Here is a 14,156-nt window from a genome sequence, read left to right on the forward strand (position 1 = left end):
CAAATTGCCGAGGTATATTTGGCAAAGATGACCGGCTCTGGCGGCACTTCCATACCCGATTCTGCGGCGTGGTCGGCATAATTCAGACCGATGCAGATGAATTTGCCGGTCTGGCCAACACAGGCACCAAGGCGCTGTTCGCCTTCGACCAGCGGCAGACTTTCCGGATCGATTGATTTCAGGTCATCAAGGCGGGTCAGAACGTCGCCTGCGATATCATCGACATGGGCCGAAAGGTCGCGCAGATTGCCGTTGGCATCAACCAAAGCGGGTTTTTCTGCGCCGCGTTCTCCGTAACGTGCGAATTTCATACTAAATCCTATCCTTCATTCAAAATCTGATCAGGCGGTCCAGCCACCATCAACAACATGCACAACCCCGGTGGTAAAGCCGCTCTCGTCTGAGGCGAGATACGCAACCAGTGCCGCTATTTCTTCAGGCTTGCCAATACGTCCCATCGGCTGGCGGGCGATAAATGCCTTGAGCGCGCCGTCATAGTCCCCTGTCGCCCGCAAACGTTCATGCAAACTTGGACTGTCAACCGTTCCGGGGGCAATTGCGTTGCAGCGAATGCCCTGGGTCACATGATCATTGGCGATCGCCTTGGTCATGCCAGCAACCGCTGCCTTTGACGCGGAATAGATCAAACGGTTAACCGGGCCGGTCACCGGACCTGCAACCGAAGACATATTGATGATCGAGCCAGCACCTTTTTCCAGCATCCCCGGAAGGACGGCACGGATCATCCGAAATTGCGATTTGACGTTCAAATCAAAGGCAAAATCCCATTCTTCCTCGGTTGCTTCAAGAATGGTCCCATTGTGAACAACACCGGCACAGTTAAACAGAACATCAACCGGACCGATTTCGTTGACCAATGTGGTGATCGCATCCCTGTCTGTGACGTCCAGTTTGCGGGCGTCGATACCATCAATGGCATCGAGTTCGGCGAGGGCTGCGTCATTGACGTCGGTTGCGATGACCCGACCACCTTCTGCAGCAAGACGTTCGGCGGATGCCCGACCAATGCCCTGCCCGGCAGCTGTTACCAAACAGAGTTTTCCTTCAAGTCTTTTCATGTTTCCTCCTCAAACCGCAGGCAGGCACGACGGCCCGATTGGATCGAATGATTTGTAAGTCAGAATGAATTCCCGATGACCAAGGGCCTCGGATTTGGTTTGCGCACCTTTGGCGACATTGACGACCAGATCACGGATTTCCTGACCAACCTCGGCAATGGATCGTTTGCCTTCGATGATGTCACCGGCATTCACATCCATGTCGCCTTCAAGGGCGCGATAGGTATCAGGGTTCGCACAAATCTTGATGACCGGTGAAATAGCTGATCCGACAACCGATCCGCGCCCGGTAACAAACAGGGTCATATGTGCCCCGCTTGCGATCATTTCGACGATTTCGGCATTGTCGGAAATATTGGGGAAGCCAAAGCGGACTTCGCCATCGGGAACCACATCCATCAGATAGAGCCCGCCCCTTGGCGGCACATCACCCGGCTTGATCAGGCCCGAAATCTGGCTGTCGCCGGATTTGACATAGGCACCCAGACTTTTTTCCTCGATTGTGGAAAGACCGCCTGCGGCATTGCCCGCCGCAAACGAGCCATAGCCAAGCGTTGCATAATAGCGTTCGGCCTTTTGAACAGCTGCGCGCAGCTCTTCGCCCAGTTCCGGCGTCTTGGCGCGTTCTGCCATGATGTCCTCGCAGCTGATCAGCTCGCCGGTTTCTTCAAAGATGCAAGCAGCCCCCTCGGCGATCAGAAGATCAAACGCCTTGCCAGCAGCCGGATTTCCGGAAATGCCCGATGTTCCGTCCGAGCCCCCGCAAATCGTACCAATGATCAACTCGTCGACCCCCATTGGGGCACGCTCGACCTTGGCCACTTCATCAAGGGCGGACCGCACCCAGGCACGACCGGTTTCAACCGTTTTGGCTGTTCCGCCGGATCGCTGAATCACAAGGGTTTCGACCGGGCGTCCGGTGCTTGCAACCGTTCCCTTTGCGCGCACCTTGTCAAAGCTTTCGCAACCAAGTGACACAAACAGGACAGCACCAACATTGGGATGGGTGCAAAGCTGTCCCATCACACGCGCCGCATATTCATTGGGGAAGCATCCGGGAAATCCGATCAGTTGCACGTCTTCATCGTCAAAACCGGCAACGATCTTTGACGCGACAAAATGCGCACACTCTACCAGATAAGCGACAACGACTGTATTGCGGATGCCTTTACGTCCGTCCGAACGCAGATAACCTTGGAATTTTTCTGTCATTTTGACGTCTCCGGGCTCTGACCATTCGCATCCTGAAGGGCATGGGTCGGCGTATAGGCAGAACGGATATTGTGAATGTGAACATGTGCGCCGGCTGCGATAGCCTCGGTCGCAATACCAATCGGCATCCCGTATTTCAGAATGCGTTCACCTGCTACGATATCGCGATAGGCGATCTTGTGGGCAAGCGGGATGGTCTGGGTGAGCGTTGCCGTGCTGCTTGCCAATTTGACCTCTGTCCCGACCGGGGCCGATGCCCGGGCCACAAGCACATTATCATCGGGATGCAGATGCAGGAACGGCCCCGTCATGGCTTCATCTCCACCATATAGATGTGATCAGCCACAAGGGCGGTTTCGCCATTCTGCTTGGTCACGGTCAGACGTTCGGTCACACGCCCGTATCCGGGACGTTTTTCCATCACTTCCTTGGCGATAATTTCAACCCGTGATTTGATCGTATCACCGATAAAGACCGGCTTAACAAACCGCATACGATCATAACCATATGAAAACGCCACCGGATTGATGATGGTCGCGGTCAAGCCCACACCGATGGTAAAGACCATCGTGCCATGGGCAATTCGCTGACCGAACGGCAAGGTTTTGCAGAATTCTTCATCAAGGTGATGGGGGAAGAAATCCCCGGAATGACCGGCATGAACCACGAAATCTGTTTCCGTGATCGTGCGGCCAACCGTGTCACGCCCTTCACCAATTTCGTAATCTTCGTAGTATTTGGTTTGCTCAAGCATCAGGTGCCCCCTTGATCGGATGCATCGGCAGGGCAGAGCTTTCATAGGCTGCCTCGACCAGTGCCATCGTATGCCACGCGTCTTCGGCCGAACCTTCAAGCGCATCATCAAGCCCGGCTGCAAAGCGCTGCACCTGGGCAAAGCGCCCGTGGAAGGCTTCGATGAACCAGTTGCCGGCCAGATCAATCTGACGCCATTCGCCGTCAGTGTTCAGCCACAACTCGTCAGGTTCGCCTTTGGGGTAATCAAGGTTGACGCCCATTTTCATATAGGCTGCCCCCTTGGTGCCGCAGATCCGGAATTCGCAGGCTTGGAATTTGCGACCAAAGGCATGATTGTGATTGATCGACAGGTTGCAGCGAACGTCGCTTCCGTAATCAAGCATGATCGCACTGCGGGTATTGGAAACCGTTGATGACGGATGCCCAATGGTGCGCGCATGAACGCCTGCCGGGTTGCCCAGCAAGTCACGGACGAAATCCAGATAATGGATCGAATGCAGCAGTATCTCGACACGTGGCAAATCGGCAAGAAACGCCCAAAGATGCCACGGCGTATCAAGTGCCAGCCAGGCATCAAAATCAACGATATCGCCAAGCAGGCCCTTGGCTATAGCATCCTTGATCGCAAGCGAGTTCGGCGCAAAGCGAAGCTGGAAATTAACCGCGGCCTTGATGTTCTTGCGCCGCAAGACCGAGATAATCCTATCCGCCTCGCCCAGATCAGAACCAAGCGGCTTCTGGATCACTGCAATCGCGCCATCGGGCAATGCTTCGAGCAATTCCGGAATGGCCGCGGGCGGTACGGCAAGGTCAAAGACAACACCGTCCTGACTGGCTGCCTGATCAAGCGTTTCAAAGGCAATACTCCCCCACTCGCTTGCAACTTTCTGGGCCTTGGCCAGATCGGGATCAAAAATCCCGGCAACCGGAACCTTTAAATCACGATAGGCCGGAAGATGGGCATCAGTCACGATGGACCCTGATCCAAAGATCACAACCGGTGTAACCTTCTCAGGCATCTCAACGGTTTGGTTTAAATCAGTCATGATGGAATACCTCCGGCATTTCTGCCCACCATTCGCCTTCAGCCCGACTATCAAGCGGGCGCTGAAGCGGCATGCACTTGGACCACCAGCGCTGGGTTTCCGGGTCGGCGGCCATCTTCGCCATGTCGGCTTCGAAATCGGTGCCGACATATTCGAAATAGGCAAACAGCAGGTTTTCCGGTTCCTTTAGGAAAATCGAATAATTGCGGATATTGCAGTCGGTTATCTTGGCAAGCACGCCGGGCCATGCATCCGCATGCAGCCGTTTATATTCGGCGATGGCGTCAGCCCCGATACCGATCAATTGTCCATGACGGGTCATTGATGTGCCTCCTTGATATCAAATGCGCTTCCTGTAACGGTCAGTGCGGCAAGTTTGTCGTAATCCCATTCGATCCCCAAGCCCGGCGTCATCGGCGCAAGGGCATTGCCGCCATCGCGTGCCATCGGGGCTGCTATGTCTTCAAGCTGGGGAATGTATTCAAGCCAGGGGGCATTGGGCACTGCGCAGACCAGGCTTACATGCAGTTCCATCAGGAAATGCGGGCAGATCGCGATGTTATGGGCCTCGGCCATGTGCGCAACCTTAAGCCATGGGGTAATCCCGCCAATCCGGGCGACATCGGCCTGCACGATTTCACAGGCATCCTGAGCGATGTAATCGGCAAACTGACCGGGGCTATACATACTTTCACCGACGGCAACCGGTACACGTGACTGGGATTGGAGCCGGGCGTGACCGGCAATGTCATCGGCTGGAAGCGGTTCTTCGAACCATGCAATATTAAGGCGTTCAAGCATCGGCAAGCGACGCTTGGCCTCACCCGATGTCATTGACTGGTTGGCATCGGTCATGATTTCATAATCGTCACCAAGCACTTTGCGCACGGCTTCCAGACGCTCACAATCCTGAGCGACTGTCGGCTTGCCGATTTTTACCTTGGAACCAAGGAAACCGGCCTCTTTTGACGCAACCGCATCTTCGACCAGCGCATCGGGTGACAGATGAAGCCACCCGCCTTCCGTCGTATACATCGGTACCGATGATTTTGCCCCACCAGCAAGGATATGAAGTGGCAAACCGGTCTTGTGCCCGCGCATATCCCAAAGGGCCGTATCAATTGCCGCAAGGGCAAGCGACATGATTGGCCCAACCGCCGTTGCGTGCGAACAGAACAACAGATCCCGCCAGACGGCTTCGATCCGGTCGGCATCCTGTTCCATTAGACGCGGCAGAAGTGTCTCTTTCAAAAGCGACAGGATCGCTGGTCCGCCATCACCGATGGTGTAGCTATATCCCATGCCCTTGGCACCATCCACATCACGCAAAACGACAAAAATCGTTTCCTGTGAATTGAATGACTGGATCGCATCCGTGCGCACGACCTTGGGTTCAAGATCGACCATAAAGGCATTAGCAGATGTAATGCGTGCCATCACTTACCTCATTTCCGAAGCGTGGCGCCGGTCTCGGCGTCAAACAGGTGGCACTTGTCGAGCATGATCTGGAATGTCATGCGCTCACCGCTTTGAACCGGACGCGGGTTCAGCATTTTTGCCTGTACCTCGGTCCCGGCAAGGGTCGCAAATAGCAGGGTTTCGGTCCCGAGCGGCTCGGTCAGATCAACAGCCATTTCAACTTCGGCCATATGTTCACCGCGTGGCAAGGCGTGACCGACCGGCATGATATTGTCTGCGCGGACCCCGAACGTCACGGCCTGGCCATCCGCGATCTCATAACCGGGCGGCACCGGCAGCAGAGTTCCATCCTCAAACTCGATGGAACTGCCTTTTACCGTACCGCTCAAAAGGTTCATCGGCGGCGAGCCAATGAAAGTCCCGACAAAGGTATTTACAGGATTTTCAAAGACATCAAGCGGGGTGCCGACCTGTTCGATATGGCCATCGCGCATGATCACTATCCGGTCTGCAAGCGTCATGGCTTCGATCTGATCATGGGTGACATAGATGATTGTTGATTTCAGTTTCTGATGAAGTTTTTTGATCTCGACGCGCATCTGGGTACGCAGTTTGGCATCAAGGTTTGAAAGCGGTTCATCAAACAGGAAGACTTCCGGGTGACGCACAATCGCACGTCCCATGGCAACACGTTGGCGCTGACCACCGGACAAGGCACCCGGCTTGCGATCCATCAGCGGCGTCAATGACAGAATTTCGGCCGCTTCATCAACGGCCTTGTCAATGTCGGCCTGCGACTGTTTGGCGATCTTAAGCGAGAAACCAAGGTTTTCACGCACGGTCATATGCGGATAAAGCGCGTAGTTCTGGAACACCATCGAGATGTTCCGTTCACGCGGCGGCAGATCGTTTACGACACGTCCGCCGATTTTTACTTGACCGCCAGAAATGCCTTCAAGACCGGCGACCATGCGAAGCGTTGTCGATTTGCCGCAGCCCGAAGGACCGACCAGAACAACAAACTCGCCATCTGCGATATCGAGATTGATGGAATGAACAACTTCAAGCGGGCCGTATTTCTTGACGACATCGCGAAGGTGGACCTGAGCCATTTTATTATCCTTTCACGCCGCCAAAGGTAAGGCCGGCAATGAGATGTTTCTGCACGAGGAATGTCAGGATCAGTGCGGGGATAATCATCAACACCGCAAGCGCACACATCCCCCCCCAGTTCAGGGTAAATTCAGAGGTAAAATCGAGAAGACCGACAGGCATCGTCTTTGACGTCGTCGAACGGGTCAGCTGGGACGCCAGCGCGTATTCGTTCCAAGATGTCAGGAAGGCAAAGATACCCGCCGACGCAATGCCAGCACGTGCAACCGGGAATTCGACACGCCAGAATGCCTGCCAGCGGGTGCAACCATCTATCTCGGCAGCCTCGGCAAGTTCTGGCGGCACCTGACGGAAGAACCCGTCAATGAGCCAGATCGTAAACGGCACATTCAGCGCGACATAGGCCAGGATCAAACCGAAATGGGTGTCGATGATGCCAATTCGTGCAAACAGGATAAACAGCGGCAAGGACAGGGCAACGCCAGGCACTGCACGCGTCACCATCAAGCCAACAAACATGCCGCCCTTGAAGTTGAACTTATAACGTGCAAAGGCGTAACCACCCGCCATCCCGATCAGAAGCGCAATGACTGTCGAGGTCACTGAAATAACAAGCGAGTTGGCGAAATAGGTCAGAACCGGAACACCGCCCTCACCGATACCGCTGAACATGGCGCGGTAATGATCAAGATTAAGGTCGTTGGGGATCCAGACCGGCGGTTTGGCCATGATTTCCACTGTCGGGCGGAAAGAGTTCAGAACAATCCACAAGCCCGGCACACACAGCACCATCATGGCCGTGAAAAGCCCGAAGAAATGCAGTCCTTTAAGGGTATGGCGGCGGACGCGATGATTAAGATTACTCGCCATGACTTACGCCCCCATCCCGAGTTCTTTGCGCGATTGCGTCAGTTTCTTGAAGAAATAGATGGTGAAGAAAATCGCCAGGAAGATCGAGATATAGCCCATGGCATTGGCATACCCCATTCGGGCATCGACATAGCCGGTTCGACCAATCAGGGTCCAAAGCAATTCGGTACGACGCGCCGGGCCACCATTGGTCATGATCTGCACGATGTCATAGGCACGTGCGACATCAAGTGAACGGATCGCCATCGCGATATAGATAAAGGGCATCAGGAACGGCAGGGTCACATATCGGAACGACTGCCATGCGGTGCAACCATCTACCTTTGCCGCTTCGAGCGGATCACGCGGGATTGCATAAAGACCGGCAAGAATAAGAATTCCAAAGACCGAAGTCGCCGTCCAGATTTCGGCAAAGATGATAGAGAACATCGCAAGATGCCCGTCCACCAGCCAGGGGATCGCCTGATCTGTGATACCAAGCGACTGAAGCGCGTTATTCACCAGACCAACATTGTCATTAAAGATGAACTTGAACTGGAAGCCGACAAGGATTGGCGAAAACATCATCGGAAACATCATCATGGTGCGCAAAAGACGTTGTCCCTGTGTCACCTTGGACACCATCAAGGCCAGTCCCAGACCAAACAGCATCTCAAGATTAAGCGCCACCGTCAGCAACAGAACTGTCCGACCGAAAGCCGCCCAGAACTTCACATCCGTCAGTGCCTTTTCATAGTTGAAAAAGCCCACCCAGTTAAAAATGCTGTCAGGTCGTGTCAGCCGATACGAGGTGAAACTCGAATATAGTGACAGTACGAGCGGAATCAGCACGACGGCCGATAGAATAATGATGGCTGGCAACAAAAGAACCAACCACGGGGGAAGTTTCAAGCGATTCATCGGGATGTCCCATTAATCGGCACAGGTCTTTGCCCATGCATTTGGGTCAGGGAATGGTCAGGCGGCGCAGTTACCAATTGCGAACTGCGCCGCCATATATCTGTCTTAGTAGACGCCTTCTTCCTGCATCAGGCTGTCAACCGCGTCCGATGCATCCTCAAGGGCTTCATCAACGGTTTTGTCACCAAGAATGGCGGCCTGCAGTTCAGGATAGATCAGGTTGGTTGCCTCGATCCAAAGCGGGGTCGGCGGAACAGCAAAGGCCGTTGCTGCCGTTTCCTTGAACGCAGCCAGAACTTCACTGCGATACGGATCGTCTTTTGCCTGCTCCGAGACATATTCCCAAACCGCGGTGCGGCTCGGAAGCGGACCGGCAGAGCTTTCAAGCTTCTGACTGTCTTCGTTGGTCAGGAATTCAACCAGCGACGCAGCCGCTTCCTTGTTGTCGCAATCTTTGGTCACGGAGAAGCCATGGAAGCCCGACCAGCCGGTACGCACGCCTGCCGATCCTTTCGGTGCCGGTGCAACACCGACATTACCGGCAACTTTCGACGATGACGGATCATTAAAGAAACCAGCCCAGCCCGGCCAATCAAGGTTCAGCCCAATGGTACCCGACGCAAAGCCGTTACCAAGGTCATCCCAAAGATAGTTGGTCGTACCGGCCGGAACGGCTTTGGCATTGTAAAGATCGACAAACCACTGCAGGGCACGTTTGCCTTCTTCGGAATTGAAGGCTGGCGAGAAATCATCGTTAAACAGCTTTCCGCCTTCGGCAACGACCATTTCATAGTAACGACCGACAATCGCTTCGTCCTTGCCCGCATACTGGGTGCCATAGAAGTTCGGCGGATCGGCAAAGAAGGTTGCCTGATCTTTTACCTGCGCCCAGGTTTCCGGCACCGCAAGCGGATAGCCGAACTTGGCTTCAAATGCCTTGGCCTTGTCGGCATCGTCATAAAGGTCTTTCTGGTAATACAGTGCAGACACATCGAACTGCGCACGCGGCAGCATCACAAGGTTGCCATCAAAGGTAGCAGCCTTGATGTTGGCCTGCACGAACTCGGCAACCACGTCCTTGCTTACCAGATCGGTCAGGTCGGTATAAAGGGTCGGATACTGGGATGCGAAAGATGAATGGTTTGAACCCACGCACCAGCTGGTTGTGCCAGCCGCGATGTCGGATTTGAATTCTTTATCCAGTTCGAAGTGGTTCTTCTTCGAAATGATGTTCACTTTGGCGCCGGTGGCGGCTTCCCATTCCGGGATGCGGGCATAAAGCGCTTCGTATTGCTGACCGCCGATAAGCTTTGCCTCGATGGTCACACCATCAAATTCGCCCGCCTGCGCGGTGCCAAATGAAGAGATTGCAGCAGTCAAAGCAGCAGTCGCTAGCACGGCACGGGATGCACCGCTCAATAACGTTTTCATTCTATCCTCCCTGAAGGAACGGTCTTTCCTGACCGAATATCACTTCCGAGGCCATTCTTGTTGTGACTTTCATATTCGGAAGCATCTTTTATATTTAAACTTGACTTGATCGGTGAGTCAAGTTGAACTCCACAAGAAATCACCTTAATCCTGAAAAAAACATAAGACTGCCGGGACATAACCCGACATATGCATCCGGGAAACGCACAGACAATAAGGAGACGCCATGTTCATCGACACTCATCTGCACCTCGTCGCCCGCGACCGGATCACCTACCCCTGGCTTAAAGATGTGCCTGCCCTGAACCGTGACTGGACGTTTCAGGACTATGAAGTCACGGCCAAACGCATCGGCATAGAAGGCGTGCTTCACATGGAGGTGGACTGTGCACCAGATGACATTCCAAACGAAACCGCATTCATTGGCGAACTGATGACCAAGCCGCAAAGCATGCTGCGCGGAGCCATATCCTCGGCCAGACCGGAATCAAAAGACTGCGAGGTATTTCTAGAAAGCCTTGATCTTAAGGTTGTTAAAGGCATTCGCCGCGTATTGCATGTTGTGCCAGATGATGTTTCGCAAAGTGATCTGTTCCGGGAAAATGTGCGCAAGATTGGCAAAATGGGCCTGCCATTCGACATCTGCGTTCTCCAACGTCAGCTTTCCTTGGCGTGTGAGCTTGTTGATGCTTGCCCGGATACAGTTTTTGTCCTGGATCATTGTGGCGTTCCAGACTTTACTGACGACGGTTTTGGTGACTGGGCGCATTCAATTGCAACCCTGTCGGAACGTCTGAACGTGAATGCAAAGATTTCAGGCATTTCTGCCTATGCAAAGCCGGACTGGACGATTGAGACCCTGCGCCCTTATGTCGAGCATGTTATAGGGTGTTTTGGCTGGAACCGGGTTGTCTGGGGCTCTGACAGTCCGGTATGCACCCTGAATTCATCTCTTGATCAATGGATGGCAACAACACACACCCTAATCGCGGACGCATCAGAATCCGAGAAAACGGCGTTCGCCTCAAAAAATGCCAAACGGATTTGGTCCTTATAGTTCCCGGGTATCGAGATGTGAGCTTTCAAGGGGACCTCTGTTGATAGTCTCCTTCTCGAAATCCACATGCTTTGTCAACTTTGGACAGTCAGTTCACGTTGATGATCAATCCGTCATATGCCGGTTCAACATTGTCCGGCGTATCGGACATTGCCTGCGCATAGTCGAACTGAATTCCCATATGGGTCATATAGACCTGTCTGGGTTTGAATTCTTCGACCCAGCCAAGCACCTTTTCAAGATGGGCATGCGTGTTGTGCGGTCGATGACGCAGGCAATCGACCACCCAGACGTCTAGATCATAGAGATGTTGTCTGGACTCTTCCGGGAAATCGACGACATCGGTTGAATAGGCAAACTTGCCAATCTTGAAGCCCAGAGTTTCCCCGTAACCATGATCCTGGGAGAAAACCGTAATTGGGACCCCTGCTGCGTTGAGCGGTCCTGTGATGACATGCGGTATCAAAACGGGCTTGAAATAAAACTCGACGCCGTCTGGCAGCGGTGTGAACACGTAGTTAAAGCGCTGATCGATGTCTGAAATCGTTTGCGCGTTGGCATAGATATCAATCGGACTGTTCATCGCAACATTCAGCCAGCGCAGATCATCAATTCCGTGGACGTGATCAGCATGGGAATGTGTAAACAGGATCGCATCAAGATGATCGATATTATGGCCAAGTGCCTGCTCGCGAAAATCCGGCGTAACATCAACAAGGATCTTTTTGCCAGATTCTTCAATCAGGATCGAGCTGCGTAAACGCCGGTTTTTCGGGTTGGTCGGGTCACACTTGCCCCATCCAAGGCCAACAGATGGCACACCATTTGATGATCCGCAGCCAAGGATGGTTATTTTTGTCACTGTGCGGCCTCGCCCGGAAGCAACAAATGTTTGCGATCAGCCTTGGTGAACAGTCTGAAGAAATTGTCCGTTGTGATACGGGTAATTTCCTCGAGGCTGACCCCCTTGATTTCGGCAAGCTTGGAGGCTGTATGCGCGACGTAACTTGGTTCGTTCGGCTTCCCGCGCTTTGGCACCGGTGCCAGATACGGCGCATCGGTTTCAACGAGCAAACGATCCAGCGGCACATCTTCAAGGGCCGCCCGGATTTCCTTTGCCGAGTTGAAAGTTATGATACCCGAACAGGATATGTAGAACCCGATCTTCAGCGCACGCTGTGCAAGTTCTGCAGAACTTGAGAAGCAATGAATTACACCGGTAAACGGCCCCTTTTGATATTCTTCTTCAAGAATATCCATCGTGTCGTCATCGGCATCACGGGTATGAACGATCAAGGGCAGTCCGGTTTCGCGACATGCAGCAATATGCGCACGAAAGCTTTGTTGCTGTGCTTCTCGCGGGGCATTGTCATAGAAATAATCCAGCCCGCTTTCTCCGATCCCGATAATTTTGGGATCGGAAGTCTTGGCAAGCAGCGGTTCGGGACTTGAAAGCCCCTCCTCGCCCGCTTCATGCGGATGAACGCCAATCGTGCAGTAAATATGGTCGGATTTCTCGGCAATGGCGCGCACCTGATCGAAAGTCGTCAGTTTCACACCAATGCTGACCATCATGCCAACACCGGCATTTTGGGCGCGCGCAATGGTTCCCGCGAAGTCTTCGGAAAACTGCGGATAGTCCAGATGGCAGTGGCTGTCGACAAGGGCGACATTCATGCCTTCGCTCCTTCGTCTTCTTCTACATATCGCGGGAACACACCAGCCGGTTTCGGAATTGCCGAGCCCGGGGTGAGCGCATGATCCGGCCCAAGCATCTCGAAACCGCGCTTGTCATTGGAAAGTACCAACAGATCAAGGATTTTGGATGCGGCCGCCGGCATGATTGGCTGAACCAGAATGCCAACGTGACGAATGACTTCGGCAAGAACGTAAAGAACCGTTTCCATGCGTGCCGGATCGGTCTTTTTCAGCCCCCATGGCGCCATTTCGTCAACATAGCGGTTCGCATCGCCGACAAGGCTCCAGATTGCTTCAAGCCCCTTGTGGAAGGCCTGTTCTTCAAAGAGCGGACGGACGGTATCAAGCATTCCGTGTGCCTTGGTCAGAATAACCTGATCGGCATCGGTAAATGCGCCCGGCGTCGGGATCACTTCGTTGCAGTTTTTATGGATCATCGACAGAACGCGCTGACACATATTGCCAAGATCGTTGGCAAGTTCGCTGTTCATCCGGTTGACCATGGAACGATGGGAAAAATCACCATCATTGCCGAACGGAACTTCACGCATCAGGAAATATCGGGTCTGATCGAGACCGTATTTTTCTGTCAGGTCATAGGGGTCAATGACATTGCCGATTGATTTTGAAATCTTTTGGCCCTCATTGGTCCACCAGCCATGGGCAAAGACGCGCTTGGGCGGCTGAATACCCGCTGCCAGCAGGAAAGCAGGCCAGTAAACAGCATGGAAGCGCAGAATATCTTTCCCGACCATGTGAAGGTCTGCAGGCCAGTATTTTTCAAGCTTGGCCGGATCTGAATCCGGATAGCCGATGGCTGTCAGATAGTTGGTCAGCGCATCAAGCCAGACATACATGACATGGTCTTCATCACCAGGAACCGGAACGCCCCATTTGAAGCTGGTGCGCGAAACCGAAAGATCGTGCATGCCGCCTTTGACAAAGCTGATGACTTCGTTACGGCGGGATTGCGGTGCGATGAAATCAGGGTTCTGCTCATAGAACTCAAGCAGGCGGTCGCCCCAGGCGGAAAGCTTGAAGAAATAGCTGGGCTCGGACACCCATTCGACCGGTGCACCGGTTGGGGCAAGCTTTTCACCATCTTTGGTGATCAGTTCTTTTTCAGCATAGAACGCCTCGTCGCGAACCGAATACCAGCCATCATAGGAACCAAGATAAATCTCGCCCTTTTCCAGCAGTGTATTCCAAAGCGCCTGACAGGCCTTCTTGTGGCGTTCTTCGGTCGTGCGAATGAAATCATCATTCGAATAGTTCATATGCACGGCCAGATCGCGGAAGTTCTGCGAAACCTGATCGGTAAAGGTTTGCGGATCAATTCCTTTGGCCGCAGCCGACTTATCGACCTTTTGACCATGTTCGTCGGTACCCGTCAGGAACATCACGTCATACCCGTCCAGGCGCTTGAAGCGGGCCAGAACATCACAGGCAAGCGTCGTATAGGCATGGCCAATATGGGGCTTGTCGTTGACGTAATAGATCGGGGTTGTGATGTAATAGGGCTGTTTGTGCCCGGTCATGGTCGCAAATCCTTCGCGCAAGTCGTGAAACAAAACG

Annotated in this window: 15 protein-coding genes and 1 pseudogene; 1 reads left to right on the forward strand and 15 read right to left on the reverse strand. The window is 53.5% G+C overall.

Going from position 1 to position 14,156, the window contains the following annotated elements; all coding sequences use genetic code 11:
- The 12 genes and pseudogenes from TH30_RS19375 to TH30_RS19430 form a co-directional block, all read right to left on the reverse strand.
- Positions 1-311, reverse strand: a pseudogene (locus tag TH30_RS19375) (hypothetical protein); the annotation flags it as partial.
- A 30-nt stretch (positions 312-341) separates the two neighbouring features.
- Entirely contained in the window at positions 342-1,079 is a 738-nt protein-coding gene (locus TH30_RS19380) for an SDR family oxidoreductase (protein ID WP_114099736.1), read from the reverse strand.
- Positions 1,080-1,088: 9 nt separating this feature from the next.
- A complete protein-coding gene (locus TH30_RS19385; protein WP_114099737.1) occupies positions 1,089-2,291 on the reverse strand; it encodes a UxaA family hydrolase in 1,203 nt (400 codons plus the stop codon).
- The gene (locus TH30_RS19390; protein WP_114099738.1) at positions 2,288-2,602 is read right to left on the reverse strand and encodes a UxaA family hydrolase; all 315 of its coding nucleotides are present in this window, start codon (positions 2,600-2,602) and stop codon (positions 2,288-2,290) included. Before TH30_RS19390 ends, TH30_RS19385 begins: the two co-directional genes overlap by 4 nt.
- Positions 2,599-3,045: a MaoC family dehydratase gene (locus tag TH30_RS19395; protein WP_068519445.1), complete on the reverse strand. Its 447-nt coding sequence runs from the start codon at positions 3,043-3,045 to the stop codon at positions 2,599-2,601. Before TH30_RS19395 ends, TH30_RS19390 begins: the two co-directional genes overlap by 4 nt.
- Positions 3,038-4,093, reverse strand: a complete 1,056-nt coding sequence (locus TH30_RS19400; RefSeq protein ID WP_114099739.1) for a Gfo/Idh/MocA family protein — start codon at positions 4,091-4,093, stop codon at positions 3,038-3,040. The genes TH30_RS19395 and TH30_RS19400 overlap by 8 nt, the downstream gene beginning before the upstream one ends.
- A complete protein-coding gene (locus TH30_RS19405) occupies positions 4,086-4,415 on the reverse strand; it encodes an L-rhamnose mutarotase (RefSeq protein WP_114099740.1) in 330 nt (109 codons plus the stop codon). The genes TH30_RS19400 and TH30_RS19405 overlap by 8 nt, the downstream gene beginning before the upstream one ends.
- Complete coding sequence (locus TH30_RS19410; RefSeq protein WP_114099741.1) at positions 4,412-5,530, reverse strand: mandelate racemase/muconate lactonizing enzyme family protein; 1,119 nt, start codon at positions 5,528-5,530, stop codon at positions 4,412-4,414. Before TH30_RS19410 ends, TH30_RS19405 begins: the two co-directional genes overlap by 4 nt.
- An 8-nt stretch (positions 5,531-5,538) precedes the next feature.
- Positions 5,539-6,624, reverse strand: a complete 1,086-nt coding sequence (locus tag TH30_RS19415) for an ABC transporter ATP-binding protein (RefSeq protein ID WP_114099742.1) — start codon at positions 6,622-6,624, stop codon at positions 5,539-5,541.
- 4 nt (positions 6,625-6,628) lie between these two features.
- On the reverse strand, positions 6,629-7,495 hold the full coding sequence (locus tag TH30_RS19420) for a carbohydrate ABC transporter permease (RefSeq protein ID WP_114099743.1): 867 nt from the start codon (positions 7,493-7,495) through the stop codon (positions 6,629-6,631).
- A 3-nt stretch (positions 7,496-7,498) separates the two neighbouring features.
- On the reverse strand, positions 7,499-8,395 hold the full coding sequence (locus TH30_RS19425) for a carbohydrate ABC transporter permease (protein ID WP_114099744.1): 897 nt from the start codon (positions 8,393-8,395) through the stop codon (positions 7,499-7,501).
- Between the two features lie 105 nt (positions 8,396-8,500).
- Entirely contained in the window at positions 8,501-9,826 is a 1,326-nt protein-coding gene (locus TH30_RS19430) for an ABC transporter substrate-binding protein (RefSeq protein WP_114099745.1), read from the reverse strand.
- Between the two features lie 226 nt (positions 9,827-10,052).
- Here TH30_RS19430 and TH30_RS19435 point away from each other — a divergent pair, with 226 nt between their 5' ends.
- Complete coding sequence (locus TH30_RS19435) at positions 10,053-10,883, forward strand: amidohydrolase family protein (protein ID WP_114099746.1); 831 nt, start codon at positions 10,053-10,055, stop codon at positions 10,881-10,883.
- Between the two features lie 88 nt (positions 10,884-10,971).
- On the opposite strand, the gene TH30_RS19440 is transcribed toward TH30_RS19435, so the two are convergent.
- Genes TH30_RS19440 through metG form a run of 3 tightly spaced genes read right to left on the reverse strand, consistent with a single transcriptional unit; the run spans position 10,972 to position 14,119 of the window.
- Positions 10,972-11,745: an MBL fold metallo-hydrolase gene (locus TH30_RS19440; protein WP_114099747.1), complete on the reverse strand. Its 774-nt coding sequence runs from the start codon at positions 11,743-11,745 to the stop codon at positions 10,972-10,974.
- Positions 11,742-12,560 carry a TatD family hydrolase gene (locus TH30_RS19445; RefSeq protein ID WP_114099748.1) on the reverse strand — a complete coding sequence of 273 codons (819 nt, stop codon included), beginning with the start codon at positions 12,558-12,560 and terminating at the stop codon, positions 11,742-11,744. Before TH30_RS19445 ends, TH30_RS19440 begins: the two co-directional genes overlap by 4 nt.
- Positions 12,557-14,119: a methionine--tRNA ligase gene (gene metG / locus TH30_RS19450; protein ID WP_114099823.1), complete on the reverse strand. Its 1,563-nt coding sequence runs from the start codon at positions 14,117-14,119 to the stop codon at positions 12,557-12,559. The genes TH30_RS19445 and metG overlap by 4 nt, the downstream gene beginning before the upstream one ends.
- Between the last annotated feature and the right edge of the window lie 37 nt (positions 14,120-14,156).

The sequence above is a fragment of the Thalassospira profundimaris genome, assembly GCF_003326795.1.
GTDB lineage: Bacteria > Pseudomonadota > Alphaproteobacteria > Rhodospirillales > Thalassospiraceae > Thalassospira > Thalassospira profundimaris_C.

Coding starts and splice junctions, on each gene's coding strand:
- TH30_RS19380 (WP_114099736.1), bottom strand. CDS start 1,079: ATGAAAAGACTTGAAGGAAAACTCTGTTTGGTAACAGCTGCCGGGCAG.
- TH30_RS19385 (WP_114099737.1), bottom strand. CDS start 2,291: ATGACAGAAAAATTCCAAGGTTATCTGCGTTCGGACGGACGTAAAGGC.
- TH30_RS19390 (WP_114099738.1), bottom strand. CDS start 2,602: ATGACGGGGCCGTTCCTGCATCTGCATCCCGATGATAATGTGCTTGTG.
- TH30_RS19395 (WP_068519445.1), bottom strand. CDS start 3,045: ATGCTTGAGCAAACCAAATACTACGAAGATTACGAAATTGGTGAAGGG.
- TH30_RS19400 (WP_114099739.1), bottom strand. CDS start 4,093: ATGACTGATTTAAACCAAACCGTTGAGATGCCTGAGAAGGTTACACCG.
- TH30_RS19405 (WP_114099740.1), bottom strand. CDS start 4,415: ATGACCCGTCATGGACAATTGATCGGTATCGGGGCTGACGCCATCGCC.
- TH30_RS19410 (WP_114099741.1), bottom strand. CDS start 5,530: ATGGCACGCATTACATCTGCTAATGCCTTTATGGTCGATCTTGAACCC.
- TH30_RS19415 (WP_114099742.1), bottom strand. CDS start 6,624: ATGGCTCAGGTCCACCTTCGCGATGTCGTCAAGAAATACGGCCCGCTT.
- TH30_RS19420 (WP_114099743.1), bottom strand. CDS start 7,495: ATGGCGAGTAATCTTAATCATCGCGTCCGCCGCCATACCCTTAAAGGA.
- TH30_RS19425 (WP_114099744.1), bottom strand. CDS start 8,395: ATGAATCGCTTGAAACTTCCCCCGTGGTTGGTTCTTTTGTTGCCAGCC.
- TH30_RS19430 (WP_114099745.1), bottom strand. CDS start 9,826: ATGAAAACGTTATTGAGCGGTGCATCCCGTGCCGTGCTAGCGACTGCT.
- TH30_RS19435 (WP_114099746.1), top strand. CDS start 10,053: ATGTTCATCGACACTCATCTGCACCTCGTCGCCCGCGACCGGATCACC.
- TH30_RS19445 (WP_114099748.1), bottom strand. CDS start 12,560: ATGAATGTCGCCCTTGTCGACAGCCACTGCCATCTGGACTATCCGCAG.
- metG (WP_114099823.1), bottom strand. CDS start 14,119: ATGACCGGGCACAAACAGCCCTATTACATCACAACCCCGATCTATTAC.